Raw genomic sequence first — 17333 nt, 5'->3', positions numbered from 1 at the left:
CGCGCCCCCGGTCCCGGACTACAGCTCCGGGTAGAGCGGGTACTTAGCCGCCAACGCAGCAACCCGCTGCGCCAGCGCTTCACGCTTCTCGTCGAAAGACGGCTTCAGCGCCTCCGCGATGACATCGGCCACCTCCGCGAAGTCCTCCGCGCCGAACCCACGGGTGGCCAGCGCCGGAGCGCCGATCCGCAGGCCCGAGGTGACCATCGGCGGACGCGGGTCGAAGGGAACCGCGTTGCGGTTGACGGTGATGCCGACCGCGTGCAGCCGGTCCTCCGCCTGCTGGCCGTCCAGCTCGGACTTCCGCAGGTCCACCAGGACCAGGTGGACGTCGGTGCCGCCGGAGAGCACCGACACGCCGGCCTCGGTGGCGTCCGGGCGGGTGAGCCGCTCGGCGAGGATCTTCGCGCCTTCGAGGGTACGCCGCTGCCGGTCCTTGAACTCGTCCGTCGCCGCGACCTTGAAGGAGACCGCCTTGGCCGCGATCACATGCTCCAGCGGACCGCCCTGCTGGCCCGGGAAGACCGCGGAGTTGATCTTCTTGGCGTACTCGGCCTTGGAGAGGATCACGCCGCCGCGCGGACCGCCGAGGGTCTTGTGGGTGGTGGTGGTGACCACGTCGGCGTAGGGGACCGGCGAGGGGTGCAGCCCCGCCGCCACCAGGCCGGCGAAGTGCGCCATGTCCACCATCAGCAGCGCGCCCACCGAGTCGGCGATCCGCCGGAACGCGGCGAAGTCCAGCTGCCGCGGGTAGGCGGACCAGCCCGCGATGATCAGCTGCGGCTGGTGCTCCTTGGCGAGTCGCTCGACCTCGTCCATGTCGACCAGGTTGGTCTCGGCGTCCACGTGGTACGCGGCCACGTTGTAGAGCTTGCCGGAGAAGTTGATCTTCATGCCGTGGGTCAGGTGCCCGCCGTGGGCCAGGTCCAGGCCCAGGATGGTGTCGCCCGGCTTGAGCAGCGCGAACATCGCCGCGGCGTTGGCCGAGGCGCCCGAGTGCGGCTGGACGTTGGCGTGCTCCGCGCCGAACAGCTCCTTGACCCGGTCGATCGCCAGCTGCTCGACCACGTCGACGTGCTCGCAGCCGCCGTAGTAGCGGCGGCCCGGGTAGCCCTCGGCGTACTTGTTGGTGAGGACCGAGCCCTGTGCCTCCAGCACCGCCACCGGGGCGAAGTTCTCGGAGGCGATCATCTCCAGGGTGGACTGCTGGCGGTGCAGCTCGGCGTCCACCGCCGCAGCGACCTCGGGGTCGAGGGAGTGCAGGGACTGGTTCAGAACCGTCATGTCTTTCGTTCCCTAAAGGACTAGGCGCCGGTGTGGGCGGAGTACTCGTCGGCGGTCAGCAGGCCCTCGGGGGTGCCGTCGAGCCGGATCTTGAACAGCCAGCCCTCGGCGAAGGGGGCGGAGTTGACCAGGGCGGGGTCGTCCACCACGGCCTGGTTGGCCTCGACCACCTCGCCGGTGGCGGGGGAGTAGAGGTCGCTGACCGACTTGGTCGACTCCAGCTCGCCGCAGGTCTCGCCGGCGGAGACGGTCTGGCCGACCTCGGGGAGCTGCACGTAGACGACGTCACCGAGCGCGTCGGCGGCGAACGCGGTGATCCCCACGGTGGCCACGCCGTCCTCGACGGCCGTCAGCCACTCGTGTTCCTTGCTGTAGGTGAGGTGCTGGGGGTTGCTCATGGCTGCGATTCTCCAGGATGAGGAAGGGGAGGGCGAAACGGGTCCGTACAGGAAGACGGCGGCGGCTATCGGGCGCGCGTGTAGAACGGCAGCTCGACGACCTCGACCGGCTCGTGCGTGCTGCGGACGTCCACGGCCACCGCGGTCCCGGGGGCGGCGTGCGCGGCGTCCACGTACGCCATCGCGATCGGCTTCCCCAGGGTGGGGGAGGGGGCGCCGGAGGTGATGCTGCCGATGACCGTGCCGTCGCCCGACACCACCGGCATCCCGGCCCGGGGCACCCGGCGGCCGGGGGAGACCAGGCCGACCCGGACCCGCGGCGGGTGCGTGGCGGCCAGCTCGGCCGCCTTCTCTAGGGCCTCGCGGCCGACGAAGGCGCCGCCGTTGGTGGTCTTGTCGAAGCGGACCACCCGGCCCAGGCCGGCGTCGAACGGGGTCAGCTCGGTGCTGAGCTCGTGCCCGTACAGCGGCATCCCGGCCTCCAGCCGCAGGGTGTCCCGGCAGGACAGCCCGCAGGGCACCAGGCCCTTGGCCGCGCCCGCCTCGGACAGTGCGTTCCACAGCGGCTCGGCGTCGCCGGGGGCCACGAACAGCTCGAAGCCGTCCTCGCCGGTGTAGCCGGTGCGGGCCAGCAGCGCCGGGCGGCCGGCCACGGTGGCGGGCAACGAGGTGTAGTACTTCAGCGCCGGCAGGTCGGCGTCGGTCAGCGGGGCCAGGATCGCGGTCGCCTCCGGGCCCTGGATCGCGATCAGCGCGTAGGCGTCGCGGTCGTCGCGCACCTCGGCGTCGAAGCCCTCGGCGCGCGCCGTCAGCTCGTCCAGCACCAGCTGGGCGTTGGAGGCGTTGGCGACGACCAGGAACTCCGTCCCGCCGGTGCGGTAGACGATCAGGTCGTCCAGGATGCCGCCGTCGGCCGCGCAGATCATGGTGTAGCGGGCCTTGTTCACGGCCAGCGCCGAGACGAAGCCGACCAGCGCGTGGTCCAGCAGTTCCCCGGCCTGCGGGCCGGTCACGGCGATCTCCCCCATGTGGGAGAGGTCGAACAGGCCGGCCCGGGTGCGGACGGCGTTGTGCTCCTCGCGCTCGCTGCCGTAGCGCAGCGGCATGTCCCAGCCGGCGAAGTCGGTCATGGTGGCGCCGAGGGCGCGGTGGACCTGGTCCAGCGCGGTGTATCGCAGGGTCATGGACACTCTCCTGATAGCTCTCAAGGACATGCTGCGGCAGGGGCTCCCCCTCTGTCGCTGCGACCTGAGAGCTTCACCGTGTCGCCCACCGAAAGGAGGAGGGGACAGCGGCTTGCACCGTTGGTGGGTCCGCCAGTGGCGGACCGCTTTCCAGATGTGCCTAGCCCGTGCGGTATGGGTGCCTGAGAGATTCCGGGGAGGGCTTGCTCCTTCGGCGCCGGCTGCGCACCCTGGGGTACGGCCTGGCTCTCCCGCGCGGGTTCGAACGGCCGGTGTGGAGTTGTTGGTCGCGCTCATCATGGCACGTCCCGGCCCGCTACTGTGTCGGCCAGACGACAGTGTGACGGAGAACGGCGGTACCCGCAGATGCACCCGGCCATCCCCCCGCAGCCGGACGGCCCGCAGCCGGGCTGGCCGGCGAACGACCTGGAGCGGGTGCTGGCCGCCGCCGTGGGCGACCCCGGCGCCACCCCGAGGGTGGTCGAGGTGTTGCGGCGCTCGGTGGTCTGGGTGCCGCTGCCGGGTGGCGGCGGCTACGACGCGGGGACCCTGGAGCTGCCGACCACCGAGCTGGCCGGGCAGCCCTTCGTCCCGGTGTTCAGCTCGGAGGAGCAGCTGCGCCGGGTCGCCGGGCCGATGTCCTTCACCGTCGCGCCGGTGCGCGAGCTGGCCCAGGGGATGCCGCTGGGCGTCGGCATCGTGGTCAATCCGGAGGGCGCGATCGGTATGCCGGTTCCGGCGGCCGGGGTCGCCGAGCTGTGCGGACGGGCGGCCGACGGCCCCTCCGGGGAGGGCTCGGCCGAGGAGCGCGGTGCGCGGGTCGGGCTGCGGGTCCCGGAGCCGTACGAGGAGCCGGTGGAGTTCCTGGCCGCCGTGGTGGACGAACTCGCCCGGGTACCGGTCGTGCTGACGGCCCGTCGGGTGCTGGCCCGGGTCGAGGCCGACCAGGAGAAGCTGTTCGTCGGGGTGGAGCTGGACCGCTGGCAGCCGGAGGACCAGGCGGCGGTGACCCAGGGTCTGGGCCTGGCCCTGGGCCGCGCCCCGCTGCCCTGGGAGCTCGGGGTGGTGCTGCTGGACCTGGCGCAGGACCCGGTCGGCGACTGGATGCTCACATCTGTCGCACCGTTCTTCGAACGGCACCCCTCGGAGCACTAGGCTGATCGTTCGGGCCGCTGACCGTTCGGGCCGGGGTGCCCGGCAGCACGGGCCGAGCAGCGCAGAACAGAGCAGCGCGGAGCATGGGAGAGGACGTCGTGGTGGAGCCAGGGGGCGGGAGCGCCGTCGAACAGGCGCTGCGGGAGGTGTCCCCGGGGCGCTACGACACCTACGAGGCGCTGCTGGGCGCGGTGGCCACGAGCCAGGTGTGGATGCTGCTGTGGCACGGCGAGCCCGGCCGGCCCGACGCCCAGTACGGCAACATGGAGGTCGGCGGATTCGGCTACGCCCCCTGCGTGACCTCGCCCGAGCAACTCGCCGCCAGCGGCTGGAGCCGCGCCTGGCAGGTCAGCGCCGGCCGGGACATCGCGGCCGCGCTCTACCGCGAGCGCTGGGGGCTGTGGCTGAACCCGCACCAGCCCGGTGGCGGGGTCGGGCTGCCCTGGGCCGACCTGCGCCGGATCGCCGGGGGCCTGGACCGGCTGCCGGCCGGACCGCTGGTGATCGACGATCCGCAGCTGGCCAATCCGCAGCTGGCGGCCGACCGGTTCTACGCCCTGCTCAACCAGGCCGCCCAGGGCACCCCGGCGGTGCGCTCGCTGCGCCGCGCCTGGGTCCGTCCGGCCTGGGGCGACCCCTATCTGGTGATCGGCCTGGACCTCTTCGACTCCGGCCCGCAGGCGGTCGAGTCGGTGCGGCTGATGATGCAGCACGCCCTGCCCGGAGCCCCGGCCGGGGTCGCGGTGTCCACGGTCGCGATGTCCGACCCGTACGACCCGGTGGCGATGTGGCTGCAGGCACGCGCGCTGCCGTTCTTCGACCGCACGGCGAGCGGCGGCGGATACGGATACCCGTACTACCAGCGGTAGGCGCGGGCAGCACAAAGGGGGCGCATCGTCTGAGGGATGCACCCCCTTTGTGCTGCGGGCCGGCGGCCGGGGTCACTCCGGAGCGACGACCTGCTTGACCTCGGGGAAGTGGCAGGCGGCCTGGTGGCCCTCGGCCGATCCGATCAGCTGCACCAGCGGCGGCTCCTGGCTGGCGCAGATGTCCTGGGCCTTCCAGCAGCGGGTGCGGAAGCGGCAGCCGGAGGGCGGGTTGATCGGGCTGGGCACGTCGCCGGTCAGCCGGATCCGCTCGCGGCGCTGCTCGCTGTCCGGGTCCGCCTCGGGGACGGCGGACAGCAGCGCGTGCGTGTACGGGTGCTGCGGACGCAGGTAGAGCGTCTCCCGGTCGGCGATCTCGACGATCTTCCCCAGGTACATCACCGCGACCCGCTCGGAGAAGTGGCGGACCACCGCGAGGTCGTGGGCGATGAACAGGAAGGAGAGGTTGAACTCCCGCTGCAGGTCCTGCAGCAGGTTCACCACCTGCGCCTGGATCGACACGTCCAGCGCGGAGACCGGCTCGTCGGCGACGATCAGCTTGGGCCGCAGGGCCAGCGCCCGGGCGATGCCGATGCGCTGCCGCTGGCCGCCGGAGAACTCGTTGGGGTACCGGTTGTAGTGCTCCGGGTTGAGGCCGACGATCTCCAGCAGCTCCTGGGCCCGCTTCTTGTGCCCCTGCGGCGGGTTGATGCCGTTGAGCTTCATCGGGGTCTCGATGATCGTTCCGACCGTGTGCCTCGGGTTCAGCGAGGAGTACGGGTCCTGGAAGATCATCTGCAGGTTCTGCCGGGCCTCACGCATGGTGGAGACCCGCTTGTGGGTGATGTCCTCGCCGTCGAAGACGATGCTGCCCGCTGTCGGCTCCAGCAGCCGGGTGACCAGGCGGCCGGTGGTCGACTTGCCGCAGCCGGACTCGCCGACCAGGCCCAGCGACTCGCCGGCCTTCACCGAGAGGTCGATGCCGTCGACCGCGCGGACCGCGCCGACCTGGCGCTGGAACACAATGCCCTGCCGGATCGGGAAGTGCATCTGCAGGCCCTCGACCCGCAGCAGCTCGTCACCGCCGCTCGTCGGCACCGCGGATCCGTCACGAGGAGCGGGTACGGTCTTGGTGGTGCTCACGCCAAACTCCTGTTCGTCCGCCGCCGTCACTTCGCGAGCCGATCGGCTGCGCTGCGGATCTCGATCTTGTTCTCAGCGGTCAGATGGCAGGCCGCGATGTGCTTGTCGGTTCCGGGAACCGGGAGGAGCTCGGGCCGCTCGGTGGAGCAGCGGTCGTCCGGCACCTGGTCCTTGAACGCGCAGCGCGGGTGGAAGGCGCAGCCGGTCGGCAGGTTGATCAGGCTGGGCGGCGATCCCTGGATCGGGTTGAGCCGCTCGGTGACGTCCCCGCCCAGATGCGGCATGGACTGCAGCAGGCCCCAGGCGTAGGGGTGTTCCGGCGTCTTCAGCACGTCGCGGACGCTGCCGTACTCGATGCGCCGGCCGCCGTACATCACCAGGATGTCGTCGGCTATCTCGGCGACCACGCCGAGGTCGTGGGTGATGATGATGACCGCGGAGCCGAACTCCTCCTGCAGGTCCCGGATCAGGTCCAGGATCTGGGCCTGGACGGTCACGTCCAGGGCGGTGGTCGGCTCGTCGGCGATCAGCAGCTCGGGGTTGCAGACCAGCGACATCGCGATCATGGCGCGCTGGCGCATACCACCGGAGAACTGGTGCGGGTAGTCCTTGACCCGGCGCTCCGGCTGGGGGATGCCGACGCGCTTGAGCATCTCCACGGCACGGTCCCTGGCCTCGGCCTTGGAGACCTTGTGGTGTACCCGGTAGGCCTCGGCGATCTGGGCGCCGATGGTGAAGAAGGGGTGCAGCGCGGACAGCGGGTCCTGGAAGATCATGGACACCTTGTTGCCGCGCAGCGACCGCATGTCCTGCTCCGACATGCTGACCAGCTCGTCGCCGTCCAGCCACACCTCGCCGGAGACCCGGGCGCGGCTGCCCTTGTGCAGGCCGAGCAGGGCGGCGGAGGTGACGGACTTTCCGGAGCCGGACTCGCCGACAATGCCGAGGGTCTGACCCTTCTGGAGCGCGAACGACACCCCGTCGACGGACTTGACGATTCCGTCGTCGGTCGGGAAGTGCACGCGCAGGTCCCGGACCTCGAGGAAGGAGGAAGGAGGTGCCACGTCCACGGACTGCGGCGAGATTTCGATGGCCACGGGGAGCTTCCTTGGGCGGGTCAGGCGAGGCGTACGCGGGGGTCGATGATGCCGTACACCATGTCGACCACCACGTTGGCGAGGACGATGAAGGTCGCGGCGAAGAGCGTGGTGCCCAGGATCACCGGCAGGTCGGAGTTGGTGACGGAGTCGACGGCGAGCTTGCCGATGCCGTTGATGCCGAACACCGACTCGGTGATGACCGCGGAACCGCCGATCAGCGAGCCGAGGTCCATGCCGAAGATGGTGACGATCGGGGTGATCGCGGCGCGCAGACCGTGCTTGATGATCACGGTCCGGGCCGGCAGCCCCTTGGCCCGCGCGGTCCGGATGTAGTCCTCACCCAGCACCTCGAGCATCGAGGAGCGGCTGAGCCGGGTGTACAGCGCGAGGAACAGGATGACCAGGGTGGCCCAGGGCAGGATCAGCCCCTGGAACCAGGCGACCGGATCCTGGGTGATCGGCGTGTAGTTGGGGGTCGGCAGGATGGAGAACTTGTCGACGAAGACGTACATCAGCAGCAGACCGACGAAGTAGATCTGCAGTGAGACGCCGACCAGTGCCGCACCGACGGCGATCTTGTCGGCGGCCCTGCCCTTGCGTACGGCCGCGAGGACGCCGAGGCCGACGCCGAGGATCAGGAAGACCACGGCCGCACCGAGGGCCAGCGAGAGGTCCACCGGGAAGTCCTGCAGCAGGGTGTCCAGCACCGGGGTGTCGGTCTGGAACGAGATGCCCAGGCAGGGGGCGTGGCAGTGGACGATCAGGCTGGCGTCGCCGTAGTCGCGGCCGACGAACAGGCCCTTGAAGAACTCCCAGTACTGGGTGGTGATGCTCTGGTCCAGACCGAGTGAGTGCTTGATCTCGAGCAGACGCGAGGGTGAGCAGGTCTTGCCGCAGGCCAGCAGAGCAGGGTTGGAAGGGAGCGCGAAGAAGATGAAGAAGGTGATCATGCTGATCACCAGCAGGATGACGGCTGCCGCGAGCAGGCGCCGAATCAGGTAACGAAGCATGCGGTGCTGGGCTCCGGCATGGACCGGGGCCGCCTCCCTTGTGCTTGGGGCCGGCGGGGAGTGCCCGGTCGGCGGCGCGGGCCGCCGACCGGGCGTTGGAACGGGGTGGGACTACTTCTTGATGTAGGCGCGCACCAGGCTGGGCTCAGCCAGAACGGTGTCCTTGATGATGCCGCCGACCTTGGAGCCCGAGAGCTCGGTGAAGTTCATGTACATCAGCGGCACGACGGCCGCCTGCGCCAGGACCGACTTGTCGATGGCGCCCCAGGCGGCGTTGCGCGCCGTCGGGTCGGTCATCGTGGTGGCGGCCTGGAGCGCCGCGTTGATCGACGGGACGTTCAGGTACGAGGCGTCCCAGTTGGACTGCGGCGAAGCGGTGATCTGCTTGCCGTTGAACAGGGTCGGCAGCACGGTCGAGGCGTTCGGCCAGTCCGCGATCCAGTCCTGCCAGGTCATGTCGTACTGGTTCTTGGTGTTCGACGTGGTGGAGAAGTAGTTCGCCGCGTCGATCGGGGTGATGTTGACGGTGATCCCGATCTTCGCCAGCGAGGCCTTCACGGCGTCGGCGAAGTGGGTCTGCGTGGTCACGCCGCCCTCGACCGCCAGGGACAGCGTCGGGGTCGGGTTGCCGGCCTCCGCCATCAGCGCCTTGGCCTTGGTGAGGTCACCGCTCGGGTCGGTGGCGTACAGGTTGAACTGGGTGTAGCCGCCCATGCCCGGGTTCAGCATGGTGGTGGCGTAGTCGCCGTAGGCCGAGCCGCCGAAGGCACCGCGGACGGTGGTCTTGTCGATGGCGTACTCGATCGCCTGGCGGACCTTGATGTTGGTGATCCGGGTGGTGTTCAGCGCCAGGTAGTTGATGCCGGGGGCGGCGATCTTGTAGTACCGGTCCTGCACCGACTTGTTGTTGGCGATGCTGGCGAGGTCGGCACCGGCGATCGGCCACTGCTGGATCGAGGTCTGCGCGCTGCCGGTGTTGGCGACCAGCTGCTGGTCGATCGCGGCCTCGTCCTGGCCGAACTTGAAGTCGATCTCGTCGACGTTCTGCTGGCGGATCACGTCCGTGGACTGGTCCCAGTACTTGTTCTTGACCAGAACAAGTTCCTTGTTCTTGGTGTAGGACTGGATCTGGTAGGGACCGTCCGACCACACGTGGGTGTCGTACGTGGAGCCGGTGTCGTGCGCCTTCGGCACGGCGGACCAGCCCGGCATCGCGGTGGTCTCGTTGAAGTCCGCGGAGGACTGCACCAGGTTGAAGACGATGGTGTGGTCGTCCGGGGTCTGGATCGAGTCCAGCGACTTGCCGGTGTACGGGCCCTTGTAGTCCGCGCCGCCCACGAGCAGGCTCTGCGCGTAGGACGGACCGCCGGATATGTCGGCCGAGAAGGCACGCTCCACGCCGTACTTGACGTCCTGCGCGGTGACCGCGGTGCCGTCCTGGTACTTGATGCCGGTACGCAGGTGGAAGGTCCAGGTCTTGGCGTCGTTGCTGGGCGTGCCGGTGTCGGTGGCGAGGTCGCCGACCAGCTTCGGGGTGCCGGAGGACTCGTCCCAACCGGTCAGCGACCGGATGATCTCCAGGTCCGTGCTGGAACCCTCGGTGGTGTAGGTCCGCTGCGGGTCGATGTGGTCGAAGTCCGCCTTGTTCAGGACAGTCAGGGTGCCGCCCTTGGTGACTCCGCCTGAGCCGGAGGAGCTGGTGCTCTTGCTGGAACCGCCACAGGCGGTAACACCGAGGACCAGGGCCGTGGCAGACGCCAGAAGGGCGACTGAGCGCGTCCTACGCATCATCAGAAATGCTCCTTGTTTAGTAGATCCGTTCCCGGCCGTGCCCCTGGGGGCGAGGCGGGCCCGAAGCATGGGTGCCGCGTCAGCTGCGGTTGGCGCGCGGGTCGAGAGCGTCCCGGACGCCGTCACCGAGCAGGTTGAGGGCGAGGACGAGAATCAGCAGCAGGATGCCGGGGATGAACAGGTAGGTCGGGTCCTGCAGGAACCACTGGGCCGAGTCGGAGAGCAGCGACCCGAGGTCCGGGGCCGGCGGAACCACACCGACGCCCAGGTAGGAGAGGGCGGCCTCGGTGCTGATGTTGGCCGGCACCGCCAGGGCGAAGGAGATCAGGATCGGCGCCCAGATGTTCGGCAGCAGCTGGCGGAAGAGGATGTGCTGCCAGCCCGCGCCCATGATCCGGGCGGCGTCGACGAACTCGCGCTCGCGCAGGGACAGGACCTGCCCGCGTACCAGTCGGGCGGTGTAGGCCCAGGCGAAGACCGAGATGTTGAGGACCAGCACCAGCAGGCGCAGGTTCTCGTTGGTGCCGCCGTGTTCGTTGGTCTGCAGCGAGTTCTGGATCACCGGGGTCAGCGCGATGATGAACAGCAGCTGCGGGAACGCCAGCATCACGTCCATGATCCGGGACAGCAGCGTGTCGATCCAGCCGCCGAAGTAACCGGCCGTCAGACCCACCACCACGCCGACGACGGTGGAGAGCACCGCCGAGAGGAAGCCGACCAGCAGCGACGTGCGCATGCCGTAGATGATCCGGGCGAACAGGTCGTAGCCGGTGCCCGGCTCGACGCCCAGCAGGTGGTTGAGGCTGATCCCGCCGAAGGACCCGATCGGGTAGTTGCCGGTGTCCGGGTTGATCGCGTTGTTGTCCGGGGTGATCGGTCCCCAGCCGCCCAGCGAGCTGAGCAGCGGCGCGCCGACGGCGACGAGGATGAAGAGCACCGATACGGTCAGCGCGACCAGGCTCACCTTGTCGCGCCTCAGGCGCATCCAGGCGGCTCGGGCCGGGGACCGCCCGGCGATGGCGGTTGCGGCGGCCATGGCACTGCCGTCGGCGGCTGCTTCCGACCGGTCCTCGACGAGAGCGGCTGCCTCGCCAGTGGCATCGGTCGGATGGGGTGGCATGGTCATGGTGCGGACATCCCCAGTTTTCGGGTCAGAGTTTTTCTCATCGCTGCGCGGTGAGGGGACTCTACGCAAGTAGTTTTTAGCTCCTCAAGGGCGGGAACCGCCCTGAGACCAGAATGAGATCATGCGAGATCCTGTCGTAATGATCGAATGTCCGAAATATCCATGAATAGCAGGCGGTTGGGGTTCTGTGACCGGCCGGTGAGCGTGGCCCTATGTCCCTTTTCTCGGCATTTAGGTAGACACCCCGTCCAGTGGTGCATTTTGCTTTTTCTTTGCCCCGCTGTCTGCCATGTGAGATGGACAGAAGTTTCGGCCGTGTGAACTGATACGCGTGGGCTGAAATGAATTGATCCATTCAAAGCGGGAGTGGCGCTCGGCGGCGCACCCGCGGCGAGCCGGTACAACTAGGGCTGTGACCTCGCAAATCTTCGCTCCGGGCGTGCAGCAGGTGCTCGACACGGTCGGAATCTTCGTCTTCGCCCTGTCCGGTGGCCTTCTGGCGGTCCGTAAGAACCTCGACATCTTCGGCATCGCGGTGCTGGCCGAGGTCACCGCGCTCGGCGGCGGGGTGTTCCGCGACCTGATCATCGGCGCGGTGCCGCCGGCCGCCTTCGAGAACAGGGGCTACTTCTTCACCCCGCTGGTGGCCTCGCTGGTGGTCTTCTTCCTGCACCCGGAGGTGCAGCGGATCAACCGCACCATCCAGGTGCTGGACGCGGCCGGCCTCGGGCTGTTCTGCGTGACCGGGACCGCCAAGGCCCATGACTTCGGCCTGGGATCGGTCGCCGACATCGCACTGGGCATGGCCACCGCGGTCGGCGGCGGCGTCGCCAGGGACCTGCTCGCCCATGAGCTGCCCTCGCTGCTGCGCTGGGACCGGGCCCTGTACGCGGTACCCGCGCTGGTCGGTTCGAGCGTCGTCGCGGTGCTGATCGCGCTGGACCGGCTGGACGGCGTCACCGGCACCCTGGCCGCGCTGACCGCCTTCGTGCTGCGGCTGCTGGCGCTGCGCTACGACTGGCGGGCGCCGAGGGCCTGGCACCGGGGGAGCGGCAGCAGCGCGGCGGACGACCCGGCCTGAGCCCGGGGCGGTCCTGCTAGCTGCGGGTGCGTCCGCCGTACTCCAGGGAGACCGCCTCGGCCGTGTCCAGCAGTTGCGGCACCAGCCGGCGCAGGGTGCCGATCGGGGCCACCACGGTCGGGGTGGATATCGAGCAGGCCGCGATCACCCGGCCGTCGATGCCGCGGATGGGCACCGCCACGCAGTTGACGGTCTCCTCGTACTCGCTGCGGTCCACCGCCCAGCCCTGGTCCCGCACCTGGGCGAGCTCCTCCAGCAGGGCCTCGGGCGTACGGATCGAGCGGACCGTGTAGGCGGGGAACTCCAGTGCCTCGGCGACCTCGCGGCGCCGGGCCTCGGGCAGGTCGGCCAGCAGCACCTTGGCCACCGCCGAGGCGGTCAGCGCGGCCCGCTTGCCGATCCGCGAGTACATCCGCACCGGGTAGCGGCTCTCCAGCTTGTCGACGTAGGTGACCTCGCCGTCCTCGTAGACGGCGAGGTGCACGGTGTGCCCGCAGCGCTCGTTGAGGGCCGCCAGGTGGGGTGCGGCGACGACCCGGACGTCGATGCTCTCCAGGGCCAGCTGGGCCAGCGAGAACAGCCGGCCGCCGAGGCGGTAGCGGTAGTCCGGCTGGCGGTGCACGAAGCCGTGCTCCTCCAGGGTGCGCAGCAGCCGCATCGCGGTGGACTTGTGCACCCCGATCCGGTTCGCCGCCTGCTCCAGCGAGGCCGGCCCCTCGGCCAGCGAGGCGAGGATCACCAGTGCCCGGTCCACCGTCTGTGTCATAAGCCCCGCCCGTATGTCCCCCGCGGCCCCGTCGTGGGCGTGTGCAGGGATCCTAGGCAGCCGTTGCACTGGGCGCAACGTGTCCGGCAGCGGCCGGGATACGGCCGCTGCCGGACGGGCGGGAGGTGAGGAAGGGGGTAGGAGGGTCAGCGCGCGGCGTAGTCGCTGACCACGGACATGGCCTTGTCGGAGAAGTCGAACATGGCCTGGTTCTCCCAGCCGTCACCGGAGCTCGCGTTGGTGGGGTCCCAACCGTTGCCGGAGACCACGGTCCAGGTCGGCTCCCAGTAGAAGGCGCCCCAGCCGAGACCGTTGGGGACCGCCTGGACCACGGACAGCACGTCCCGGAAGTTGGCCGCCTGTCCGGCCGGGGTCGCCGGGTACCCGGCGTCCAGGGTGGTGTTGGTCGCGGTCACCGAGTTGGTCTCGGAGTCGCCGTTGGCCGTGGTCCAGGGGTAGGCGGTCTCGGCCACCACGACCGGCTTGCCGAAGGTGGCGGCGAGGTCGTCCAGGGTGGTCTGCAACTGGTCCAGCGGGCCGTGCCAGTAGTCGTAGTACGAGAGCCCGATGACGTCGAACGGGACGCCGTAGTTCACCGCGTTCTGGTACCAGGCCTTGTCGGTGGCGTCGGCCGCGCCGTTGGCGATGTGCAGCATGATCTTCGCCGAGGAGTCCGCGGCCTTGACGCCGCTGATGCCGGACTTGAGCAGGGCGGCGAACTGGCTCCAGTTGGAGGTGGAGCCGTAGGTCCAGAGCATCCCGGCGTTGATCTCGTTGCCGGTCTGCACCATGTCCGGGGCGGTGCCCTGGGCCACCAGGTCGGCGGTGATCTGCTTGGAGTAGTTGTAGACCGCGGTCTCCAGCTGGGCCAGGGTGTAGCCGGCCCAGGCCGCCGGGATGGCCTGCTTGCCCGGGTCGGCCCAGGTGTCGGAGTAGTGCAGGTCCAGCAGCAGCCCCATGCCCTTGGCCTTGACCTGCTTGGCCATGGCGAGCAGTTGGGCCTCGTTGTCGAAGCCGTCGGCCGGGTTCACCCAGACCCGCAGCCGGGCGTAGTTCATCCCGGCGCTGCCCAGGATGGTGAGCGGGTCCTGCTGGGTCCCCGAGCTGTTGTAGTAGACGCCGCCGAGGTTCTCGCCGCGCTGCAGGCTGGAGACGTCACCGCCGCGGACCGCCAGCGAGGCGTAGCCGGAGGTGAAGCTGATGTCGTCGAAGTTGGCCCAGTTCCCGGCCTTGGCGTCGGAGACCAGGTTGATGGTGCACTGGTTGTTGCTGACCGTGGTGGAGACCACGATCCGGACCCAGTTGCCGTCGGCCATGGTGGGGACGTAGGTCTTCTTGTCGGTGCCGCCGCAGTTGGTCAGCCCGACGTACACCGAGTTCTGGCCGCCGCCGGAGCGCACCCAGGCGGTGAGCGTGTAGTTCCCGTTGGTCAGCCCGCTCAGGTACTGATAGGTGTTCACCGAGTAGGCGCTGGCGGAGTAGTGGGTCAGCCGGTAGCTGCCGCTGTGGCCGCCGGCCTCGGTGTACGCGGCGGCCGCGGTGCCGTTGGCCGAGTAGGTGGTCCAACCGGTGGGGGTGGCCGTGCCCTTGGCGTCGGTCTCGAAGCCGCCGTTGGTGACGGTGCTCGCCGCCCGGGCGATGGTGGCGGGGGCTCCGACCAGCAGGGTGACCGCGAGCAGGGCGGTCACCGCGAGCGCCCTGGTGAGTCGCGGGAACAGGTGTGGCATCGACATCGTCCTCTCTGACGATGGGATGGGGTGGGGGTGGCACTGGGGTGGGAACGTGCACACCGTAGTGGATGGCCTCCCGGTGCTGGCAAGGGGAAAGTTGTTTGAATCTGTTGGAAAATCGGGCACTATCTCGGACAAGTTCCCGCATCGCTTCTTGAAATGGCAGGTCTATGTGTGGTTATGGGGTGTGAACGCTCCCATGTAGAAGGGGCGGCGCTGAGGACGGCCCCCACCCTCTACACTTGGTCCCGCCATGCCCTATCTCGACCATGCCGCGACCACCCCGATGCTCCCCGAAGCGGTCAGCGCCATGACCGCACAGCTGGGCAGCACCGGCAACGCCTCCTCCCTGCACGCCGCCGGCCGCCGCGCCCGCCGCGTCGTCGAGGAGTCCCGCGAGACCCTCGCCCAGGCCCTCGGCGCCCGTCCCAGCGAGGTCGTCCTGACCGGCGGCGGCACCGAGTCCGACAACCTCGCGGTGAAGGGCCTCTACTGGGCCCGCCGCGACGCCGACCCGGCCCGGGTCCGCATCCTCTGCAGCCCGGTCGAGCACCATGCGGTGCTGGACGCGGTGGAGTGGCTGGAGCGGCACGAGGGCGCCCGGGTCGACTGGCTGCCGGTGGACCGGCTCGGCCGGGTCCACCCGGAGGCGCTGCGCGAGGCCGTCGAGCGCAACCCGGCCGATGTCGCGGTGATCACCGTGATGTGGGCCAACAACGAGGTCGGCACCATCCAGCCGATCGTCGAACTCGCCTCCATCGCGCGCGAGTTCGGCATCCCCATGCATGCCGACGCGGTGCAGGCCTTCGGCCAGGTGCCGCTGTCGTTCGCCGACTCCGGCCTGGACGCGCTCACCGTCACCGGCCACAAGATCGGCGGTCCGTACGGGGTCGGCGCCCTGCTGCTGTCCCGATCGGCCGCCCCGGTCCCGCTGCTGCACGGCGGCGGCCAGGAGCGGGACGTCCGCTCCGGCACCCTGGACGTGCCGGCAGCGGCCGGCTTCGCGGCGGCGGCGGCCATCGCCGCCGAGCGGCAGCCGCAGCACGCGGGCGAGCTGGCGCTGCTGCGCGACGAACTGGTGCTGGCCGTGCACGGGGCGGTCCCGGACGCCGTCCTCAACGGCGATCCCGGGCAGGGCGCAGGCGACGGTGCCGTCGACGTGACCGGGCGGCTCTCGGCCAGCGCGCACTTCTCCTTCCCCGGCTGCGAGGGCGACGCCCTGCTGATGCTGCTGGACGCCCGGGGCATCGAGTGCTCCACCGGATCGGCCTGCTCGGCCGGCGTCCCGCAGCCCAGCCACGTGCTGCTGGCCATGGGCGTCGAGCCGGCGCTGGCCCGCGCCTCGCTGCGGTTCTCGCTGGGCTCCACCTCGACCAGGGCCGATGTGACCGCCCTCGCCGAGGCCATCGGCCCGGTCGTGGAGCGGGCCAGGATGGCCGGGGCGGCGGCCCGGCGCTGAGCCGGTACCCGGGTCGCGACAAACCGCTGGAACCGCCACGTACCCTGGTTGCATCATGAGTGACTTCCCCGGTGCCCCAGACGGTTCCCCCTCAGCCCCCGGCAGGCTCCGCGTCCTGGCCGCGATGTCCGGCGGCGTGGACTCCGCCGTCGCTGCCGCGCGGGCGGCCGAGGCCGGGCACGAGGTGACCGGGGTGCACCTGGCGCTCTCCAGCAACCCGCAGTCCTTCCGCACCGGCGCCCGCGGCTGCTGCACCCTGGAGGACTCCCGGGACGCCCGTCGGGCCGCCGACGTGATCGGCATCCCCTTCTACGTGTGGGACCTGGCCGAGCGCTTCCGCGAGGACGTCATCGACGACTTCGTCGCCGAGTACGCCGCCGGACGCACCCCCAACCCGTGCCTGCGCTGCAACGAGAAGATCAAGTTCGCGGCGCTGCTGGACAAGGCCGTGGCCCTGGGCTTCGACGCCGTGGTCACCGGCCACTACGCGCAGATCCTCACCGGCCCGGACGGCGTCCGCGAGCTGCACCGCGCGGTCGACCCGGGCAAGGACCAGTCCTACGTCCTCGGAGTGCTCGACGCCGAGCAGCTGGCGCACGCGATGTTCCCGCTCGGGGACACCCCCAAGGAGCTGGTCCGGGCCGAGGCCGAGCGCCGCGGCCTGGCGGTGGCCAGGAAGCCGGACAGCCACGACATCTGCTTCATCGCCGACGGCGACACCCAGGGCTTCCTGGAGCAGCGGCTCGGCACCGCCCCCGGCGAGATCGTCGACGTCGACGGCACCCGCCTCGGCGAGCACAGCGGCGCCTACGGCTTCACCATCGGCCAGCGCAAGGGCCTGAAGATCGGACACCCGGCCGCCGACGGCAAGCCCCGCTACGTGCTGGACATCTCCCCGGTCGACAACCGGGTGACGGTGGGACCGGCGGAGGCCCTGGACGTGGCCGCACTCACCGGCATCAGGCCGCGCTGGTGCGGCACCACGCCGTTCGCCCCCGGCGCGTACACCGTCCAGCTGCGGGCCCACGGCGAGCCGGTGGCCGCCACCGCCGAGCTGGACCGGGACGGCTCCGAGCTCCGGGTCGCCCTGGCCGAACCGCAGCGCGGGATCGCCCCGGGCCAGGCCGTGGTGCTCTACGACGGCACCCGGGTGGTGGGGTCGGCGACCATCGCCGGCACCGAGCGGCCCGCGCTGGCGGGCTGACCTCCATCTTTCATCTCCGTACCGACCTGGGGGGAT

Annotated in this window: 15 protein-coding genes and 1 riboswitch; of the genes, 5 read left to right on the top strand and 10 right to left on the bottom strand. The window is 70.1% G+C overall.

Annotation, left to right across the window (positions count from 1 at the left end):
* Positions 1 to 18: 18 nt before the first annotated feature.
* The 3 genes from glyA to gcvT form a co-directional block, all read right to left on the bottom strand.
* Entirely contained in the window at positions 19 to 1284 is a 1266-nt protein-coding gene (glyA, locus tag IF29_RS0132250; RefSeq protein WP_030262404.1) for a serine hydroxymethyltransferase, read from the bottom strand.
* Between the two features lie 20 nt (positions 1285 to 1304).
* Positions 1305 to 1682 (bottom strand): glycine cleavage system protein GcvH, encoded by a 378-nt coding sequence (gcvH, locus tag IF29_RS0132245; protein ID WP_030262401.1) that lies wholly within the window; start codon positions 1680 to 1682, stop codon positions 1305 to 1307.
* Between the two features lie 65 nt (positions 1683 to 1747).
* On the bottom strand, positions 1748 to 2866 hold the full coding sequence (gene gcvT, locus IF29_RS0132240) for a glycine cleavage system aminomethyltransferase GcvT (protein WP_084715321.1): 1119 nt from the start codon (positions 2864 to 2866) through the stop codon (positions 1748 to 1750).
* A gap of 160 nt (positions 2867 to 3026) precedes the next feature.
* Positions 3027 to 3130: riboswitch (glycine riboswitch) on the bottom strand.
* A 102-nt stretch (positions 3131 to 3232) separates the two neighbouring features.
* Between gcvT and IF29_RS0132235 the strand changes: the two genes are divergently transcribed.
* A complete protein-coding gene (locus IF29_RS0132235) occupies positions 3233 to 4021 on the top strand; it encodes an enhanced serine sensitivity protein SseB (RefSeq protein ID WP_030262396.1) in 789 nt (262 codons plus the stop codon).
* Positions 4022 to 4104: 83 nt separating this feature from the next.
* Complete coding sequence (locus tag IF29_RS0132230) at positions 4105 to 4890, top strand: enhanced serine sensitivity protein SseB C-terminal domain-containing protein (RefSeq protein ID WP_030262393.1); 786 nt, start codon at positions 4105 to 4107, stop codon at positions 4888 to 4890.
* 72 nt (positions 4891 to 4962) lie between these two features.
* On the opposite strand, the gene IF29_RS0132225 is transcribed toward IF29_RS0132230, so the two are convergent.
* The 5 genes from IF29_RS0132225 to IF29_RS0132205 form a co-directional block, all read right to left on the bottom strand.
* Positions 4963 to 6030 (bottom strand): ABC transporter ATP-binding protein, encoded by a 1068-nt coding sequence (locus tag IF29_RS0132225; RefSeq protein ID WP_051726303.1) that lies wholly within the window; start codon positions 6028 to 6030, stop codon positions 4963 to 4965.
* 26 nt (positions 6031 to 6056) lie between these two features.
* Complete coding sequence (locus tag IF29_RS0132220) at positions 6057 to 7127, bottom strand: ABC transporter ATP-binding protein (protein WP_030262388.1); 1071 nt, start codon at positions 7125 to 7127, stop codon at positions 6057 to 6059.
* A gap of 20 nt (positions 7128 to 7147) precedes the next feature.
* The gene (locus IF29_RS0132215; RefSeq protein ID WP_030262384.1) at positions 7148 to 8140 is read right to left on the bottom strand and encodes an ABC transporter permease; all 993 of its coding nucleotides are present in this window, start codon (positions 8138 to 8140) and stop codon (positions 7148 to 7150) included.
* 111 nt (positions 8141 to 8251) lie between these two features.
* On the bottom strand, positions 8252 to 9931 hold the full coding sequence (locus IF29_RS0132210; protein WP_030262381.1) for an ABC transporter substrate-binding protein: 1680 nt from the start codon (positions 9929 to 9931) through the stop codon (positions 8252 to 8254).
* A 79-nt stretch (positions 9932 to 10010) separates the two neighbouring features.
* The gene (locus IF29_RS0132205) at positions 10011 to 11057 is read right to left on the bottom strand and encodes an ABC transporter permease (RefSeq protein ID WP_030262378.1); all 1047 of its coding nucleotides are present in this window, start codon (positions 11055 to 11057) and stop codon (positions 10011 to 10013) included.
* A gap of 412 nt (positions 11058 to 11469) precedes the next feature.
* On the opposite strand from IF29_RS0132205, the gene IF29_RS0132200 reads away from it, so the two are divergent.
* Complete coding sequence (locus tag IF29_RS0132200; RefSeq protein ID WP_030262375.1) at positions 11470 to 12138, top strand: trimeric intracellular cation channel family protein; 669 nt, start codon at positions 11470 to 11472, stop codon at positions 12136 to 12138.
* Between the two features lie 16 nt (positions 12139 to 12154).
* Here the strand turns inward: IF29_RS0132200 and IF29_RS0132195 are convergent, their stop codons facing one another.
* Both IF29_RS0132195 and IF29_RS0132190 read right to left on the bottom strand, forming a co-directional pair.
* Entirely contained in the window at positions 12155 to 12904 is a 750-nt protein-coding gene (locus IF29_RS0132195; protein ID WP_030262371.1) for an IclR family transcriptional regulator, read from the bottom strand.
* 146 nt (positions 12905 to 13050) lie between these two features.
* Positions 13051 to 14631, bottom strand: a complete 1581-nt coding sequence (locus tag IF29_RS0132190; protein ID WP_030262369.1) for a glycosyl hydrolase 53 family protein — start codon at positions 14629 to 14631, stop codon at positions 13051 to 13053.
* A gap of 256 nt (positions 14632 to 14887) precedes the next feature.
* Between IF29_RS0132190 and IF29_RS0132185 the strand changes: the two genes are divergently transcribed.
* Together IF29_RS0132185 and mnmA are read left to right on the top strand one after the other, a co-directional pair.
* On the top strand, positions 14888 to 16093 hold the full coding sequence (locus tag IF29_RS0132185; RefSeq protein WP_030262366.1) for a cysteine desulfurase family protein: 1206 nt from the start codon (positions 14888 to 14890) through the stop codon (positions 16091 to 16093).
* 55 nt (positions 16094 to 16148) lie between these two features.
* On the top strand, positions 16149 to 17297 hold the full coding sequence (gene mnmA / locus IF29_RS0132180) for a tRNA 2-thiouridine(34) synthase MnmA (protein WP_030262363.1): 1149 nt from the start codon (positions 16149 to 16151) through the stop codon (positions 17295 to 17297).
* Positions 17298 to 17333 lie beyond the last annotated feature (36 nt).

It is taken from the genome of Streptacidiphilus jeojiense, assembly GCF_000719095.1.
GTDB lineage: Bacteria > Actinomycetota > Actinomycetes > Streptomycetales > Streptomycetaceae > Streptacidiphilus > Streptacidiphilus jeojiensis.
The sequence above is the reverse complement of the archived record's forward strand: the minus strand, read 5'-3'. Positions and strand labels throughout refer to the sequence as shown.

Bases quoted from the DNA above. Each gene is read 5' to 3' on its own strand.
- IF29_RS0132210 (WP_030262381.1), bottom strand. From the start codon at position 9,931: ATGATGCGTAGGACGCGCTCAGTCGCCCTTCTGGCGTCTGCCACGGCC.
- IF29_RS0132185 (WP_030262366.1), top strand. From the start codon at position 14,888: ATGCCCTATCTCGACCATGCCGCGACCACCCCGATGCTCCCCGAAGCG.
- IF29_RS0132230 (WP_030262393.1), top strand. From the start codon at position 4,105: ATGGGAGAGGACGTCGTGGTGGAGCCAGGGGGCGGGAGCGCCGTCGAA.
- IF29_RS0132195 (WP_030262371.1), bottom strand. From the start codon at position 12,904: ATGACACAGACGGTGGACCGGGCACTGGTGATCCTCGCCTCGCTGGCC.
- mnmA (WP_030262363.1), top strand. From the start codon at position 16,149: ATGAGTGACTTCCCCGGTGCCCCAGACGGTTCCCCCTCAGCCCCCGGC.
- IF29_RS0132190 (WP_030262369.1), bottom strand. From the start codon at position 14,631: ATGCCACACCTGTTCCCGCGACTCACCAGGGCGCTCGCGGTGACCGCC.
- glyA (WP_030262404.1), bottom strand. From the start codon at position 1,284: ATGACGGTTCTGAACCAGTCCCTGCACTCCCTCGACCCCGAGGTCGCT.
- IF29_RS0132235 (WP_030262396.1), top strand. From the start codon at position 3,233: ATGCACCCGGCCATCCCCCCGCAGCCGGACGGCCCGCAGCCGGGCTGG.
- gcvT (WP_084715321.1), bottom strand. From the start codon at position 2,866: ATGACCCTGCGATACACCGCGCTGGACCAGGTCCACCGCGCCCTCGGC.
- IF29_RS0132205 (WP_030262378.1), bottom strand. From the start codon at position 11,057: ATGACCATGCCACCCCATCCGACCGATGCCACTGGCGAGGCAGCCGCT.
- IF29_RS0132215 (WP_030262384.1), bottom strand. From the start codon at position 8,140: ATGCTTCGTTACCTGATTCGGCGCCTGCTCGCGGCAGCCGTCATCCTG.
- gcvH (WP_030262401.1), bottom strand. From the start codon at position 1,682: ATGAGCAACCCCCAGCACCTCACCTACAGCAAGGAACACGAGTGGCTG.